Annotated in this window: 14 protein-coding genes and 1 tRNA gene; 5 read left to right on the top strand and 10 right to left on the bottom strand. The window is 50.0% G+C overall.

Going from position 1 to position 13,147, the window contains the following annotated elements; genetic code table 11:
* Window positions 1–30: 30 nt before the first annotated feature.
* From RIC29_02385 to RIC29_02370, 4 genes are all read right to left on the bottom strand, one after another.
* Window positions 31–903, bottom strand: coding sequence for a UTP--glucose-1-phosphate uridylyltransferase (locus RIC29_02385; protein MEQ8733744.1), 873 nt, complete (start codon window positions 901–903; stop codon window positions 31–33).
* 132 nt (window positions 904–1,035) lie between these two features.
* Entirely contained in the window at window positions 1,036–1,782 is a 747-nt protein-coding gene (locus tag RIC29_02380; protein ID MEQ8733743.1) for a DnaJ domain-containing protein, read from the bottom strand.
* Window positions 1,783–1,785: 3 nt separating this feature from the next.
* Complete coding sequence (locus RIC29_02375) at window positions 1,786–2,490, bottom strand: VWA domain-containing protein (protein MEQ8733742.1); 705 nt, start codon at window positions 2,488–2,490, stop codon at window positions 1,786–1,788.
* 9 nt (window positions 2,491–2,499) lie between these two features.
* The gene (locus tag RIC29_02370; GenBank protein ID MEQ8733741.1) at window positions 2,500–3,306 is read right to left on the bottom strand and encodes a division plane positioning ATPase MipZ; all 807 of its coding nucleotides are present in this window, start codon (window positions 3,304–3,306) and stop codon (window positions 2,500–2,502) included.
* Between the two features lie 282 nt (window positions 3,307–3,588).
* Between RIC29_02370 and RIC29_02365 the strand changes: the two genes are divergently transcribed.
* The gene (locus RIC29_02365) at window positions 3,589–4,701 is read left to right on the top strand and encodes an NAD(P)/FAD-dependent oxidoreductase (protein MEQ8733740.1); all 1,113 of its coding nucleotides are present in this window, start codon (window positions 3,589–3,591) and stop codon (window positions 4,699–4,701) included.
* A 19-nt stretch (window positions 4,702–4,720) separates the two neighbouring features.
* A complete protein-coding gene (locus RIC29_02360; protein ID MEQ8733739.1) occupies window positions 4,721–5,818 on the top strand; it encodes a hypothetical protein in 1,098 nt (365 codons plus the stop codon).
* Window positions 5,819–5,826: 8 nt separating this feature from the next.
* Here RIC29_02360 and RIC29_02355 read toward each other — a convergent pair whose 3' ends face one another.
* The 3 genes from RIC29_02355 to RIC29_02345 all read right to left on the bottom strand — a co-directional run bounded on the left by RIC29_02355 (window position 5,827) and on the right by RIC29_02345 (window position 8,367).
* The gene (locus RIC29_02355) at window positions 5,827–6,309 is read right to left on the bottom strand and encodes a phosphorelay protein (protein MEQ8733738.1); all 483 of its coding nucleotides are present in this window, start codon (window positions 6,307–6,309) and stop codon (window positions 5,827–5,829) included.
* Window positions 6,310–6,436: 127 nt separating this feature from the next.
* Window positions 6,437–7,834, bottom strand: a complete 1,398-nt coding sequence (mgtE, locus tag RIC29_02350) for a magnesium transporter (protein MEQ8733737.1) — start codon at window positions 7,832–7,834, stop codon at window positions 6,437–6,439.
* 86 nt (window positions 7,835–7,920) lie between these two features.
* Window positions 7,921–8,367: a VOC family protein gene (locus tag RIC29_02345; GenBank protein ID MEQ8733736.1), complete on the bottom strand. Its 447-nt coding sequence runs from the start codon at window positions 8,365–8,367 to the stop codon at window positions 7,921–7,923.
* 147 nt (window positions 8,368–8,514) lie between these two features.
* On the opposite strand from RIC29_02345, the gene RIC29_02340 reads away from it, so the two are divergent.
* Window positions 8,515–9,258 (top strand): NAD(P)H-binding protein, encoded by a 744-nt coding sequence (locus RIC29_02340; GenBank protein MEQ8733735.1) that lies wholly within the window; start codon window positions 8,515–8,517, stop codon window positions 9,256–9,258.
* Entirely contained in the window at window positions 9,255–10,001 is a 747-nt protein-coding gene (locus RIC29_02335; protein MEQ8733734.1) for an NAD(P)H-binding protein, read from the top strand. The genes RIC29_02340 and RIC29_02335 overlap by 4 nt, the downstream gene beginning before the upstream one ends.
* 20 nt (window positions 10,002–10,021) lie before the next feature.
* Here the strand turns inward: RIC29_02335 and RIC29_02330 are convergent, their stop codons facing one another.
* From RIC29_02330 to RIC29_02320, 3 genes are all read right to left on the bottom strand, one after another.
* Window positions 10,022–10,987, bottom strand: a complete 966-nt coding sequence (locus RIC29_02330) for an MBL fold metallo-hydrolase (protein MEQ8733733.1) — start codon at window positions 10,985–10,987, stop codon at window positions 10,022–10,024.
* A gap of 54 nt (window positions 10,988–11,041) precedes the next feature.
* Window positions 11,042–11,959 carry an SDR family NAD(P)-dependent oxidoreductase gene (locus RIC29_02325; GenBank protein ID MEQ8733732.1) on the bottom strand — a complete coding sequence of 306 codons (918 nt, stop codon included), beginning with the start codon at window positions 11,957–11,959 and terminating at the stop codon, window positions 11,042–11,044.
* A gap of 282 nt (window positions 11,960–12,241) precedes the next feature.
* Window positions 12,242–12,328: transfer RNA gene (locus RIC29_02320), tRNA-Leu, on the bottom strand.
* Between the two features lie 132 nt (window positions 12,329–12,460).
* Here RIC29_02320 and lipB point away from each other — a divergent pair.
* On the top strand, window positions 12,461–13,144 hold the full coding sequence (gene lipB, locus RIC29_02315) for a lipoyl(octanoyl) transferase LipB (protein ID MEQ8733731.1): 684 nt from the start codon (window positions 12,461–12,463) through the stop codon (window positions 13,142–13,144).
* The last annotated feature ends 3 nt before the right edge of the window (window positions 13,145–13,147 follow it).

Genomic DNA, 13,147 nt, shown 5'->3' with positions numbered 1-13,147 from the left:
TCTGTAGATTATCCCTATACAGAGGTGATTTTATTTTAGAAGTGGACCAACCATTGCTCTAACTCGGTCCGCCAAATCTGGGCGCTTTAAAGCAAAAGCGAGGTTTGCCGCCAAAAAACCAACCTTGTCGCCGCAATCAAAGCGCTCGCCATTGAAGCGTACGCCATGAAATGGAACAGTACCTGTTGTTGCATCAATCGCATCGGTTAATTGGATTTCTCCGCCAGCACCCGCCACCTGTTTGTCTAAGAAATCAAACACCTTAGGATCAAGGACGTAACGACCGATATTTGCCAAGCGGGACGGGGCAACCTTGGGATCTGGTTTCTCAACCATGCCACGCGCCTTAGCAATGCGCCCATCATCAGTTTCAACATCTAAAATACCATACCGGTTGGTATGTGCCTCCGGCACCTCTGTCACAGCAATCAGGTTTCCACCTAGATCAGCATGAGCTTCTATAAGTTGATTGAGGCATGGCGGATCGGACATCAGCAATTCGTCAGGCAACAGCACGGCAAACGGCTCGTCACCTATCATTGCGCGTGCGCACCATACGGCGTGGCCGAGACCTAATGGAACTTGCTGGCGAACGGAAAAAATTTTGCCGGGCTCCGGCATAAATGACAAAACAGAGTCTAAGGCTTCACTCTTTCCTCGACTATTAAGCAAGCTTTCCAGTTCTGGTGCATGATCAAAATGGTCAACCAAAACCGATTTGCCCCGTCCTGTCACAAATACAAAATTCTCAATGCCTGAGGCGGCAGCTTCTTCGACCGCGTACTGTATGAGTGGCTTGTCAACAACGGGGAGCATCTCTTTGGCGATGACTTTGGTCGCGGGTAAAAACCGCGTACCAAGTCCCGCAACCGGAAAGACCGCCGTGCGCACGCGTCCTGCCATACCCCCGTCTCCTATGACACTTTTATGACTGAAAGCGCAGAATTCTGCCACCTTCAGAAGGCTTCGACGCCGCTTTGTGACACGCGGAACAGACTGTTGCAATACCGATTGGCCATTGCGGACGAAACAGAATCATTCCTTCAGAAGTAAGTCCTTCGCTTCATTGATTTTTGCGGCTAGGTAAGGTGAACCGCCTCGATCAGGATGCACCTTCGCCATAAGGCTGCGATAAGCGGCCTTTATCGCTTTCCGATCCGCATCAGGTTCCAGTGCTAAAATTTTAAGGGCCTCTGCTCGCGTCATTGGTCCGCTCGGCGGCGATGGAGGAGACTCAGCATTATCCTCATCCGGCTCACGATCACGACGCCATCCAATGTGGGCGCGATCAAGGTAGGCATCTAGCAAACCACGAGAATCTGCGTCGGATGCCACATCCTGCCGAAATTCCATTAGGACTTCGAGAGGCATAGCGGACAATAGGCGGCCCTGAAATTTACCGTCCAAAACCTCGCCATCCATGCGGCCGCTGTCGTGATCCAGAGACATTCTCAAATAGTGGGATTCGACCTTAGACTCCTGGCCGGCCGCCTTAGCCCTACCGCCAAACCCTCCTAGATTACCAAACATGCCTCGCGCCTGTTGAAACATCGAATACATATTAAAGAGGCGCCAACCAAAGGCAAAAATGCCCATCACCAGACCGAAGGCAGCAACCAAGCGCCCTGTCAAAGCAAGGAATACGGCGACAAGGCCCAGCCCCCAAATCGCTCCCCATTTCATAGCCCGTTTAATGGCTGCCGGGTCGGCATTGGCATACCATCTCATAATAAGAATCAGGCCAACAAGTATGCCAATCCCAAGTATTGCTGAGGGCAACATAATCTACCGCCGAGTCATCTGGTCAGTGATACTTAATATGTCGCCACCTTGTTTGCGGCCATAGTCTTCCAAGGCCCGTGCACCGCCAGCAGCAAATGTAGCGACCGCATTCAATAGGGCTCGCAGAGCCCCAGGGCTAGATGCATCGAACAGGCAATACGCACCGCCGGAGATTTTGGCGATGTGTTTAAACGCTGAGGCAGCAGGTTCTCCCCCACCTTCATGGAACATAAACACTGGAACGCCGCGTAGTCCAAGTTTACCCGCAGCATCTGCCAATAGATCTATGTTTTCCTCGATGGTGTCACCAATGAAAACGAGAGCGTTTACAGTTTTCATCTCAGCCTCTTTCAAGGCGTGTTTTAGTATACGCTCAATTTGGGTGCGACCGGCCAATACTCCAACTTTTCCCATTAATCGACCGAGTACTTTCGGATCTCTCGTCCACTGGCTTGACCGGCATTCCATCAATCCACGGTAGAACACAAGTTGAACCTCCAGGCCGCCCAAAGATGCGGCCTCAGCAAACATATCGCTCTGTATGCCGATTGCCATCTCCCAGGTTGCCCCCCGGCTCGCGGTAGCATCCATAGAAAAAATAAGGCGCCCAGACGCCTCACGATTGCTAACAGCGGTGACCTCTGCAGCATCAAGAAAAGCAGAAACATCGCGACTGACACCTGCTGGTCTGAGAGATTTTGCACTCATGCTACAAGTCTACTCCGCATTTACCTTAGATATCATCTGCACCGCCGGAACATACTCGGCAATCATATCGATCAGATCCCGCAACTCCTGCCGAGCCGCAACATGTGAGAGAGTCCAGGAAAACCCTGAATTTTGTCCTTCGAAGTCGGATAAAGTTAACCCTTGTAAGAACAGTTCCTTAAATATGACCCGCTCACCAAACCCTGGTCCAACACGAAAACCAACCCGTTTTGCGAGCTCTTCGATTATATCTGACATGGTGCGCTTATTGTGCGCATCAAGGGCACTTAGACGGTTTCGAAGAACAATCCAATCAATTGTTTTGCCATCACGGGCCGCTCTCACTTGACGAGCCTGCCAAATGCGCTCGGCGTAATGTCTTGGCCCCAAAATTTTACCTGACTCAGGGTCAACTTCTGCCAGCACCGCCATGTCAATAAGACTATCATTTAATGGCGTAACAATGAGATCAGCGCAGGAATGTAGCTTTTTGGATAAGGCACTATAGGAACCGGGCGTATCGATCACGACAATGTCTGTATTTATATCTGCAATCTGTGTTGCGATTTCTGCATCAGTGGCATCTTGCCAATCGCTCAGACTAGCAAGTTCAGGGCTGACGAGGGGCGCGTCTGTATGAGTTTCTATAAAACGTTTACGGTTTTTAAGATAAGTCGTTAAACTGCCTTGGTCATAATCCCCATCTATTAGAGAGACCGTTAACCCAAGCTTGGCGAGTGCGACAGCAACGTGAAAAGTCAGAGTAGACTTACCCGTGCCCCCTTTTTCATTTCCAAAAACAATAACGATCGTCATGCGAGTTTGAGTTGACCCTTAATGATTAAGCCCGCGTCAATTTGGCCCAGACCCTATAGACCTGTAGAGTCCGTATCAACACAATGGGCAAGCAACGCTGGCAAATCCAGCGCCCGATGCCAAGACCGTCTGCATTTGCATCTCATTCTTATCATTAGAGTTTTACAATATTCTAGAGTTCGACGATATGAGTAGGCTGATATGACACAGAGCATGATGACATTTTACCTGATTAATCAGGACGAATACTCATCACTGACAACAGAAAGTATTTCCTAAATTATGAGTGAATCGGCGGACTGTATAGTAATCGGCGCAGGTGTAATCGGCTTGGCTGTTGCCCGAGCCATGGCTATGGCTGGCCGTGAAGTGATTGTTATCGAAACTGCCGATGCCATTGGAACAGCAACCAGTTCCCGCAACAGTGAAGTTATTCACGCTGGCGTTTATTATCCGGAAGGCAGCCTAAAAGCCCGATTATGTGTGCGTGGCCGAGACATGATGTATGCCTATTGTGCCAGCCACGGCGTTATCGCCCAGAAAACAACCAAACTGATATTCGCAGCAGACGACAGTGAACTTGAATGTTTAAAGTCTTTGCAAGCCCATGCTGGTCGCAACGGTGTCCCTCTAGACTGGCTGTCCGCTAATGACGCTGCCAGATTAGAGCCGAACCTTAAGTGCGCTGCGGCATTGCTATCGCCAGAAACCGGTATTGTTGACAGTCATAGCTTTATGCTGGCCTTGCAGGGTGATGCCGAAGCACATGGCGCTTTAATTGCTTTCAACAGCCCTGTTATCGGCGGGCGTATAATAGCAGACTCTGACCGCCATGCCATTGAGATCGAGACAGGCGGAGCAGATGGCATGAAATTGATAGGGCGAGATGTCATTAACTGTGCTGGCCTGGGGGCTCAACAGATCAGCTACACGATGAACGGTTTGGATCAAACCAATATTCCCGCATTGCACTATGCGAAGGGAAGCTATTTTTACCTAACCGGGAAAGCTCCTTTTTCACGGCTAATCTATCCTCTGCCGGGAACCGCCAGCCTTGGTTTACACTACACCTTAGATTTGTCCGGGCAAGGCCGTTTTGGGCCGGATATAGAATGGATAGATACGCTTTCCTACGATGTAAGTCCGGCCAGGGCTGATACCTTTTATGAGGCCGTCAGACGTTATTGGCCCGACCTCCCTGATGGTAGCTTGAGACCAGGTTACTCAGGAATTCGACCCAAATTGCAAGCGAAGGGAGAAGCCGCAAGAGATTTCGTGATTCAAACACCTCAAGACACAGGCGCTATAGGATATACGGCCCTCTATGGCATAGAATCTCCGGGGTTAACGTCTAGCCTTGCCATAGCCGAATACGTTGCGGAGCAACTGGTTTAAAATATGCGGAGCGAGTGACTTGAAAAACCGTTTACAAAGATTTCTGAACATTACTGCTGCGTTCTGGAGCATGGGGTTATTGGGATTTAATGACCTCCACCAGAATCAGGCATTCGCGCAAAACAATGACCTATTATTGTCTGACCCAATGTTCACAGAAGAAATGGTTCCGCTCTCTCGTGTTCCAAACTATCGGGACCGCATGCGTGAAATCATCGAAGAACTCGCTGACTATGCAGCAACACGCAATAAGAATTTTGCCGTACTCGCCCGTCCCGGCTTTGAGCTGTTAAGGTGGGACCAGCGCGAGTTCATTCTTGCCGAAGCGAAGAGGCAAGAAAACATGATGCTCCCCGAAGACGCAATTACGCCGTTAAAGGAGCCGATGCGCCGCTTCATACAAGCCATTGATGGAATAGCGTTAAATAATCAATACTGCGGTGAAGGCAGATCAACCGATGAACTCATGATCTATAAGCGCATGGGAGTCTCATTGTTCTCAGTGGAACATTGCGGCACGGAAGCTGCTGCGTTTGGAGCACTAGAGCAATCGAGTGCAGTAGGCATTGTCAGCCATGTCGATGCTGATGAGGCAGACATTTTTGGAGACATACCCAACTGGCGGCCTATGAACGAAAATTCCAATAATATTGAAACGTTGGATGATGTGCAGAACGTTCTGGTGGCCACTCAGAGCAGACCGTACGGGTCTCGCGGAGACTGGCTGCTTGCTATTGGACAGACAAACTATGATGCGGTTGTTATCGACGCCTTCTATAACGGCAAGGAAGCACTCACGGAAGATGAAGTGCATAGCCTAAAATTTAAGGAGTTAGGCTCACGCCGACTGGCTATAGCCTGGCTCGATATTTCTTATGCTGCAGACGACAGATACTACTGGGAGCGTGAGTGGGAGGTAGGCACTCCCAGTTGGATTGTCGGTCGTCATCCTGAACGACCTGGTACATATGCGGTTGAATATTGGCATCCGCGCTGGAAATCCATTATTGGCACTTACTTTAAGGGCTTAATGGATCTTGGATTCGACGGCGTTATTCTCAATGGTACAGATGCTTACCTGCGATTTGAAGCCATGACGCCTCTCGACCCGCTCTGAACTCGAGTTCAGCCCTGAACCTTAGCGATTACGGCATCAAGAGCCCGTAATAATCGGTCGCCAGCTTTACCGCCGTCGCCATCCATCCGCTGCACGATGATTAGCTTAAGGGTGTCTATATGGACTTTTACGACCTGCAATTGCGGTGCTGTTAACGTACCCGGAATGGACTCAATAAACTTAGCCAGTTGATTGCCCACAGCCGTCATTAGTGGGTAACCAAAACTACCGCCCTGTCCCTTAATATCATGCGCATATCCGTGAAGATCTTCCTTGGCTTCATCCGCTGACGCAGGGTCCGATAGAGCCCTTTCATAAGCGCCTTGAAGTGCCGCAAGATCGTCCTTTACCCATCCCAGGTAGTCCTCTGACATTTCACCTATCGCAAGTTCGGCTTGCTCTAAGGCGGACGCATCAACAGACGAAGCATCGACTGTTACTTTGCTCTTCAGAGTATTCGGTGGGTAGATGTACTCGGGTTCTTGAGCCATTCAGGCACCTTTTACAGGACAATACCAAACGCTGAAATAGCGCGTGTTAGGAGCATTAAATACTAGCTCCTATTTTGGGGATTCCCAAACTCTAAGCACATCCGTTATACCTCCTAATTCCCTATAGTTAAAACAGGAAGTAAGCCGCGAGCGCTAGGAACACAAAGAAACCCACAACATCCGTGACTGTCGTCAAAAATACAGCAGAGGACGTGGCTGGGTCGATATTAAGTTTATCCAGCGCTATAGGAATGGTTATTCCTGCAAACCCCGCAACCAGCATATTCACCACCATGGCGGCGGCGATTACCAAAGCCAACCCAACATCTTGAAACCAAACGTAGGTAACAAGCCCCGCCAACAGAGCGAAAAAGCAGCCATTGATCAACCCGGCTAACACTTCCTTACCGATAATCCGGGTTGCATTGCTGGCATCAAGGTCTTTGGTGGCGAGGCTTCTGACCGCAACAGTGAGCGTTTGCGTTCCGGCATTTCCCCCCATAGAAGCGACAATGGGCATTAAAACAGCTAGGGCGACCAGTCTCTCAATTGTCGGTTGAAACCATCCGATGACAATTGATGCTACAATAGCCGTCAGTAAGTTCAACACGAGCCATGATAATCGCCCCCTTACGGTTGCTAAAACAGCTCCATATAGATTGTTGTCCGAAACACCGGCCAATTTGAAGATATCTTCTTCAGCTTCTTCGCCAATAACGTCGACGATATCATCAATCGTAATCTGCCCAATAAGTCTGCCAGACTTCTCAACAACTGGTGCGGTTACAAGATCACGCTGGCGAAAAAGATAAGCGACGTCTTCACGGTCCATGTCTGGTGTGATGATTTCCATACCGACATTAACGATATCCCGCATCTGCACCGGACGGCGTGACCTCACGAGGCGATTGAGATCAACAAGACCGACGGGTCGATGACGTGGATCTACAACGAAAACCACATAAAACTCATCTGGTAGACTGCGTGCCGCACGCAAATAATCGATTGTTTCACCGACCGTCCAATAATCTGGCACGGAGACCAATTCGCGCTGGATAAGCCGGCCCGCAGTCTCTTCACCATAAGCCAGACTAGCTTCAATCTGCATACGATCTGGCGCAGGAAGTTTCTCAAATACAGCTTCTCTTTGCGCTGGAGAAAGCAGACCCGCAATATAAACCGCTTCATCCGAATCCAATTGCGCCAGGGCGGATGCAAAATCCTCGAAGCCCATCGCATGCATAACGTTGTCACGAACCGAATCATTAAGTTCAGTTAAGACCTCTGGATTAAGCTGATCCTTAAGCGTCTCAACGAGTTGGCGACAAGTTTTTGGTTCAAGGTGCTCTAACAGATCAGCCAGATCAGCAGGGTGCAGATTGACGACAAGTTTTTTGACTCGTTTCTTCTTTTTTTGAAGAAGCGCGTCCTCAACCTCATCAACAAAAGCAGGATGCAGACCAAAGGTTTCATCCAATGAGTCGGGGTCGCTTTGGATGCTTTTATGATAAACGGTCTGCGCCATGTGTTACCTCAGCACTCCGGTCGGAATACGTAATTTTTTCATAGGCTGTTCGGATTAATCTGAACTGCACTTATAGACATTTGAGCTTACTGGTCGTCTAACACATAAATAACAATCAGGTGTCCATCCGGATCTATAAATGCTGACTCTCTACCTTTCGCAGTGCCATCCGGATTTGGAAGAATCTGAGGCGGAATAACTTCTAAGCCAGCAGCAGCGACTTTCTCAAGAACCTCGTCGAATTTTGGACAATTGATTACGGCTGCAACCATCCGCGGCACTGGCATAGGCGGCAACTCTATGCCCTTCACTTCCGTTAAGGCCATAGTACGTTCCTGACTTTTAGAATTTAGCGTTGCAAACCTTAACTTGGCTTCTTTTGGTAATGTAAAAACTGGATACGAGTATGAATCTTCGGCTGAGACTTTCTGGTAATCAATAGTGAAGCCCAGGATATCGCAGTAAATCTCCAGTGATCTGTCCAAGTCAGAGACGCAGAGGTTTATTCTCTTGAATGTTGGTGAATTCGTCATAGTGCACCTCCTGCTGGGACTTTTTGCCTAAATGATAGCAAAACGCCGTTTTCAAATGTCTTCCAAGGGATGGAAGCTCAATTTAAAGAAGGTGTACACTAAAGCCTAGAAGGCTCCATTGGAAACAGACAAACAGGTATCGAAAAAATGAAAATATTGCATAGATTTCTTGCCTTATTTCTAGCTGCGGCATTGTGGAGCAGCTCTTCTCAAGCTGAAACAGCTTTGGTATTCGGGGCAACCGGCCAACTGGGTGCCCGCGTCGTCAAACTACTAATTGAAGACGGACACGATGTAGTAGCTTTTGTAAGAGCCTCATCAGACCGGTCACCACTTGATGGATTAATCGTCAAATATGCTGTTGGCAACATGATCGACCAACAGAGCGTAAAATCGGCCTTCGAAAGGCAAACCATTGATGTTGTTATAAACACGGCGCGTGCCCCAACTGACTTGGAAGGTTTTTACAAACTGAGCAGCACTTTCATTGCCGAAGCGGCTGAGGCCGCTGGCGTAAAACAAATCATTCATCATGGGGCTGTGGGCGCAGGGTCCAACATGGCGCTCCATCCGGATGTGCCATGGGACCGTGTTCCAGCGCTCGTACCGCGTATGATAGACCATGGCGTTGCAGAAGAAATATTCTTCTCTATCAGAGTCCCCACAACCATTATTCGTAACAGCCGGGTCTGGCCCGACGACACACCAGCGACCGGCAACGCCAAGCTAACTGAAGACCGTAGAGTACTGACACCGATCACCAGGATTGATCTGGCGCGCTTCACAATGGACTGTTTGCTAAACGAGACATGTTACGGCAAAGTTTACCACAATCGAGACGATAGCCTAACCTGGCCACCACCCAGCTTTTTAGAAGGAGCAGAAGAATGATCAACGCACTTAGAGTTTTTGCCCTTCTAGGTAGCCTCTTAGGACCGATAGCCTCAGCGCAAGCTGACGGCGTGATGGTTTTTGGCGCAACAGGGCAACTCGGTGCTCCGCATGTCGAGCAACTTTTAGAAAAAGGCGAGACGGTCATCGCTTTTGTCAGACCAACATCAGACAGGTCCAGGCTCGACGGGTTGAATGTGCAATATGCCACTGGCGACCTGATGGACGCAGCATCCGTGCGCGCAGCCATGGAACAGTACAACCCCCGCGTCGTGATCGATACGTCCGCGCGGCGTGGAGGCATGATGACCCGTGACCAACCGTTTTACGCGGATGCCATGCGTAACATCGTAGCGGCAGCAAAGGTAACGGGCGTTGAGCAGATCATCATTCATAGCTCAGTCGGCGTACGCGGCAGTGCGAAGAAACTCTTGGAAGAGCAATTCGGGTACGACACCGAAAGCCCAAATATCCGAGACAAAGGAGAAGCTGAGATTGCACTGGAAAACAGCGGTGTCGGCTATACGATTATCCGCAACGGACTCCTTGATCCAGAACCCGCCGCCCCCACAGGATCAGCATACTTAACTGAGGATATGAATAGCTTTAGTCGCATCACACGAACAGATCTAGCGACGTTATCGTTAAGCTGCATGGATACCCCTGAGTGCATGGGTAAAATCTATCACGCGCAAGACGACAGCCTAAAGGGGCCACGGCCTGAGAGCGGTGACGGAGATTAAAGCAGACCCTGTTTGCTAATTTAGTTGCCTGTGATGATATACATACGCACCGTTTGTGCGTTCAACGGGGCCCATTCTTCAAAGCCGCGCCAATACCCGTACTTTGGACGTAGTTCATCTATGGCCTTGGTGATCACAGCATCCGTGTACCGCTCCCCTTGCGCGATGACACCCTCAACAGACTCTGATGGTGGTTCAACGGTTTCAGCTTCCGCCTTGATGAGGGCCTGTTCCATATCCAGAAAGTAGTTGAGATAATTCTCGATCCATATCGCTGGCCCTGGCCCGCTGTGCCCGCCAACAACCCAATCAACATCCAGTTTTGACGCTCCGCGAAGGGACTGAATATATCCATGGACATTTGTGTCCGGCAGCGTGCGATAGGGAACAATACCTATTTCGAGCGTATCGACAAAAACAAGAACACGCCCAATCCCGGCCTCAAAAGACAACGCAATATTAGAAACCCCGTGATTGGGACCAAAGTAATGCACTCCAACAGACTGACCGGGGATGGAGATCGTATCGCCGTTATCTACAAGCCTTTCGGGTTTGGGAACATCAGGATCACCGCGGCGTTTTAGTGATGCGAGGGTTCCAGGGTGCGCGTAGATTGTGGCATCTGGCGCCAATACATCAGCCCCGACAATATGATCACGATGATCATGGCTATAGACGATCTTCGTAATAGGGGCATCCGTAACAGATGCCACCGCTTCACGGTACAATGCGGCGACCTCTTTGCTCACCGGATCAACCGCTAGAACTTCGCCATCTCCGACGACAAACGGACTGACATAAAAGCCAGGCCACCAGCGAAACAGGTAAACGCCCTTCCCCAGGTCTTCCACTGACCATGTGTTATCATCGCTGCGTGAGATTTCATCAGGAATGTACGTCTGCGCTTGAGCTTGCGCAGGAAAACAGAAAGTAGCCGCAAGGCAAAATACGAGACTCAGACTAAGCACTCTCAAAAAAATCAACATCATCATTCTCTCTAACAACGCATCCAAATATACCGACCGCTAAAATTCTGCCGTTTAGAATGGCGCAATCTCAAGAGGGCTTGTGTGAAACCGTTCAATAACGCCACGCTCAAAACCTTGAGGATCCTTGATAATGTTTGCTTTCATAGCCGCCGACCCCGCCCCTGCAAACACGTCTGTGTCTCCACGCTCCATGGCGTCGAACACTTCATGAGCGTGGGCAACAGGCGATATCCCTCCTTCATATCCTGGAGGGGACATCCTGGTTTGCACGCCGCCTGTAAACACACCTGAGACAATGATTGGCTCGCGGTCGAGTTCAGCTCGAAGGCCAGCCGTCATAATGGCTGCAGATGCCTTCGACATGCTGTAACTGGTATACTCAGGTAAACAAAACCAAGCTCCCACGGACAGAATATTTGTGATTGCCCCACCACCATTCTTCAACATGATCGGAATGAAAAGACGGGCGATTTCTGCTGGAGACCAGCAGTTTGTTTGCATCACAAACTTTGCATCATCGAGCGACGACGCACTATAGATGCGACGCTGCTCAGCCGTAAAACTACCAGGTGCCCCAGCATTATTAATCAACCATGTAACGTCTGACGCCGCAGCTGCAGCGGCCTGACGCTGGTCTTCGTCATTAACGTCTAGTTCAAGACCGACTACCCGACTGGGATCTAGCGCGACGACGGCTGGAAGGTTTTCTGCCTTGCGGGCAGTCGCATAAACCCGCTTCACCCCGCGCTCCAATAAAACCTCGACAAACCCTTTTCCGATTCCCCGATTTGAACCGGTCACCAACACGACAGCCCCTTCCACCTGAGCTCTTTTCTTTGAGACGTCCGGTTGCGAAGTTTCGTCCAACATATCAGCCGGCACCGGTGCCACTGGCTGAGCTTGTGCCTGCGTCACCATCGCGCCCAAAACCGAAGCTGCTCCTCCGCCAAGCAATTGACGTCTCTTCATGCTACCCCCACGATTCTCTTGAAATGGACCGGTCTTTCGTTGTGACTAATTGTGCTTACACTTTTGTCGTATGACTTAAGTTCAGTTCTCAGACTAAGCCAAAGCCAAAGCGGATAGAAACATTACCCATCCTATCTGTGACAGTAGATGCAATAAATTACCGGATATAGAGTGTGACAACAGTCACGACAACTCAACCAAGAAACAACCTCAGTGCTGCTGGTCAGTCACCAGCTGGCTTTCCACCCTATTCGCTTAGTTTGGGGATGTGCACTTGAAGGATGGTGCGGTCGAGAGGACTTGAACCTCCACGGGATTTCTCCCACAGCGACCTCAACGCTGCGCGTCTACCAATTCCGCCACGACCGCATCTGGGCAAGGAGCCCGGCAGGCTCAATTTCCCACCCGAGGAAGCTGGGGGATAGCAAAAGCCAGGGCTAAGCGCAAGTAGCCATGTGAATTGCTACTGTTGCTGGCTGAAATGAAGGCTATAAAAGGTTTATGTTAGACCAACGCATCGTCCAGTTTCGTATTAGTCAAGGGCTCGTCCCCTATGAGCATGCCGTTGCGGAGATGGAATCTCGTGTGGCGGCCATATACGATGGCAAAGCTTCAGAGCTGGTCTGGTTTCTAGAACACCCCCCGCTTTATACAGCAGGAACCAGCGCCCAAGTCTCAGACCTTCTGACCCCGGACCGCTTTCCGGTCTTCAAAGCGGGTCGTGGCGGTCAATATACTTATCACGGACCGGGCCAACGGGTGGCCTATGTGCTGCTTGATCTGCGCCATTATGGGCAGGATGTTCGCGCCTATGTTCAAAGCTTGGAAGCCTGGATCATTGCCTCCTTGGAGAAATTTGAAATCACTGGAGAGACCCGATGCGATAGAATCGGGATTTGGGTTCAGCGGCAAAATGCCCAGGCAGGTTCAATATTGCCAGCGGGAGAAGATAAGATCGGCGCGATTGGTGTTCGGTTGCGCCGCTGGATAACGTTCCATGGGGTAGCGCTGAATATTGCTCCTGACCTTTCACATTTTGATGGAATTGTGCCCTGCGGGGTAACGCAGCATGGCGTGACGTCGATGGCAGCGTTGGGTAAAAACATCACTATGGATGAGGTCGATGAAGCCCTTAAATCAACTTTTGAAGATAAATTTAGGGTACATCTCCAAGACGAGCGTTAAAGT

This window comes from Rhodospirillaceae bacterium (assembly GCA_040219235.1).
In the GTDB taxonomy this organism is placed as follows: domain Bacteria; phylum Pseudomonadota; class Alphaproteobacteria; order Rhodospirillales; family Rhodospirillaceae; genus WLXB01.
The sequence above is the reverse complement of the archived record's forward strand: the minus strand, read 5'-3'. Positions and strand labels throughout refer to the sequence as shown.

Excerpts from the sequence above, each read along its gene's own strand:
- RIC29_02385 (MEQ8733744.1), bottom strand. The coding sequence starts at position 903 with ATGGCAGGACGCGTGCGCACGGCGGTCTTTCCGGTTGCGGGACTTGGT.
- mgtE (MEQ8733737.1), bottom strand. The coding sequence starts at position 7,834 with ATGGCGCAGACCGTTTATCATAAAAGCATCCAAAGCGACCCCGACTCA.
- RIC29_02380 (MEQ8733743.1), bottom strand. The coding sequence starts at position 1,782 with ATGTTGCCCTCAGCAATACTTGGGATTGGCATACTTGTTGGCCTGATT.
- RIC29_02340 (MEQ8733735.1), top strand. The coding sequence starts at position 8,515 with ATGAAAATATTGCATAGATTTCTTGCCTTATTTCTAGCTGCGGCATTG.
- RIC29_02370 (MEQ8733741.1), bottom strand. The coding sequence starts at position 3,306 with ATGACGATCGTTATTGTTTTTGGAAATGAAAAAGGGGGCACGGGTAAG.
- RIC29_02365 (MEQ8733740.1), top strand. The coding sequence starts at position 3,589 with ATGAGTGAATCGGCGGACTGTATAGTAATCGGCGCAGGTGTAATCGGC.
- RIC29_02355 (MEQ8733738.1), bottom strand. The coding sequence starts at position 6,309 with ATGGCTCAAGAACCCGAGTACATCTACCCACCGAATACTCTGAAGAGC.
- RIC29_02325 (MEQ8733732.1), bottom strand. The coding sequence starts at position 11,959 with ATGAAGAGACGTCAATTGCTTGGCGGAGGAGCAGCTTCGGTTTTGGGC.
- RIC29_02375 (MEQ8733742.1), bottom strand. The coding sequence starts at position 2,490 with ATGAGTGCAAAATCTCTCAGACCAGCAGGTGTCAGTCGCGATGTTTCT.
- RIC29_02345 (MEQ8733736.1), bottom strand. The coding sequence starts at position 8,367 with ATGACGAATTCACCAACATTCAAGAGAATAAACCTCTGCGTCTCTGAC.
- RIC29_02335 (MEQ8733734.1), top strand. The coding sequence starts at position 9,255 with ATGATCAACGCACTTAGAGTTTTTGCCCTTCTAGGTAGCCTCTTAGGA.
- RIC29_02330 (MEQ8733733.1), bottom strand. The coding sequence starts at position 10,987 with ATGTTGATTTTTTTGAGAGTGCTTAGTCTGAGTCTCGTATTTTGCCTT.
- lipB (MEQ8733731.1), top strand. The coding sequence starts at position 12,461 with ATGTTAGACCAACGCATCGTCCAGTTTCGTATTAGTCAAGGGCTCGTC.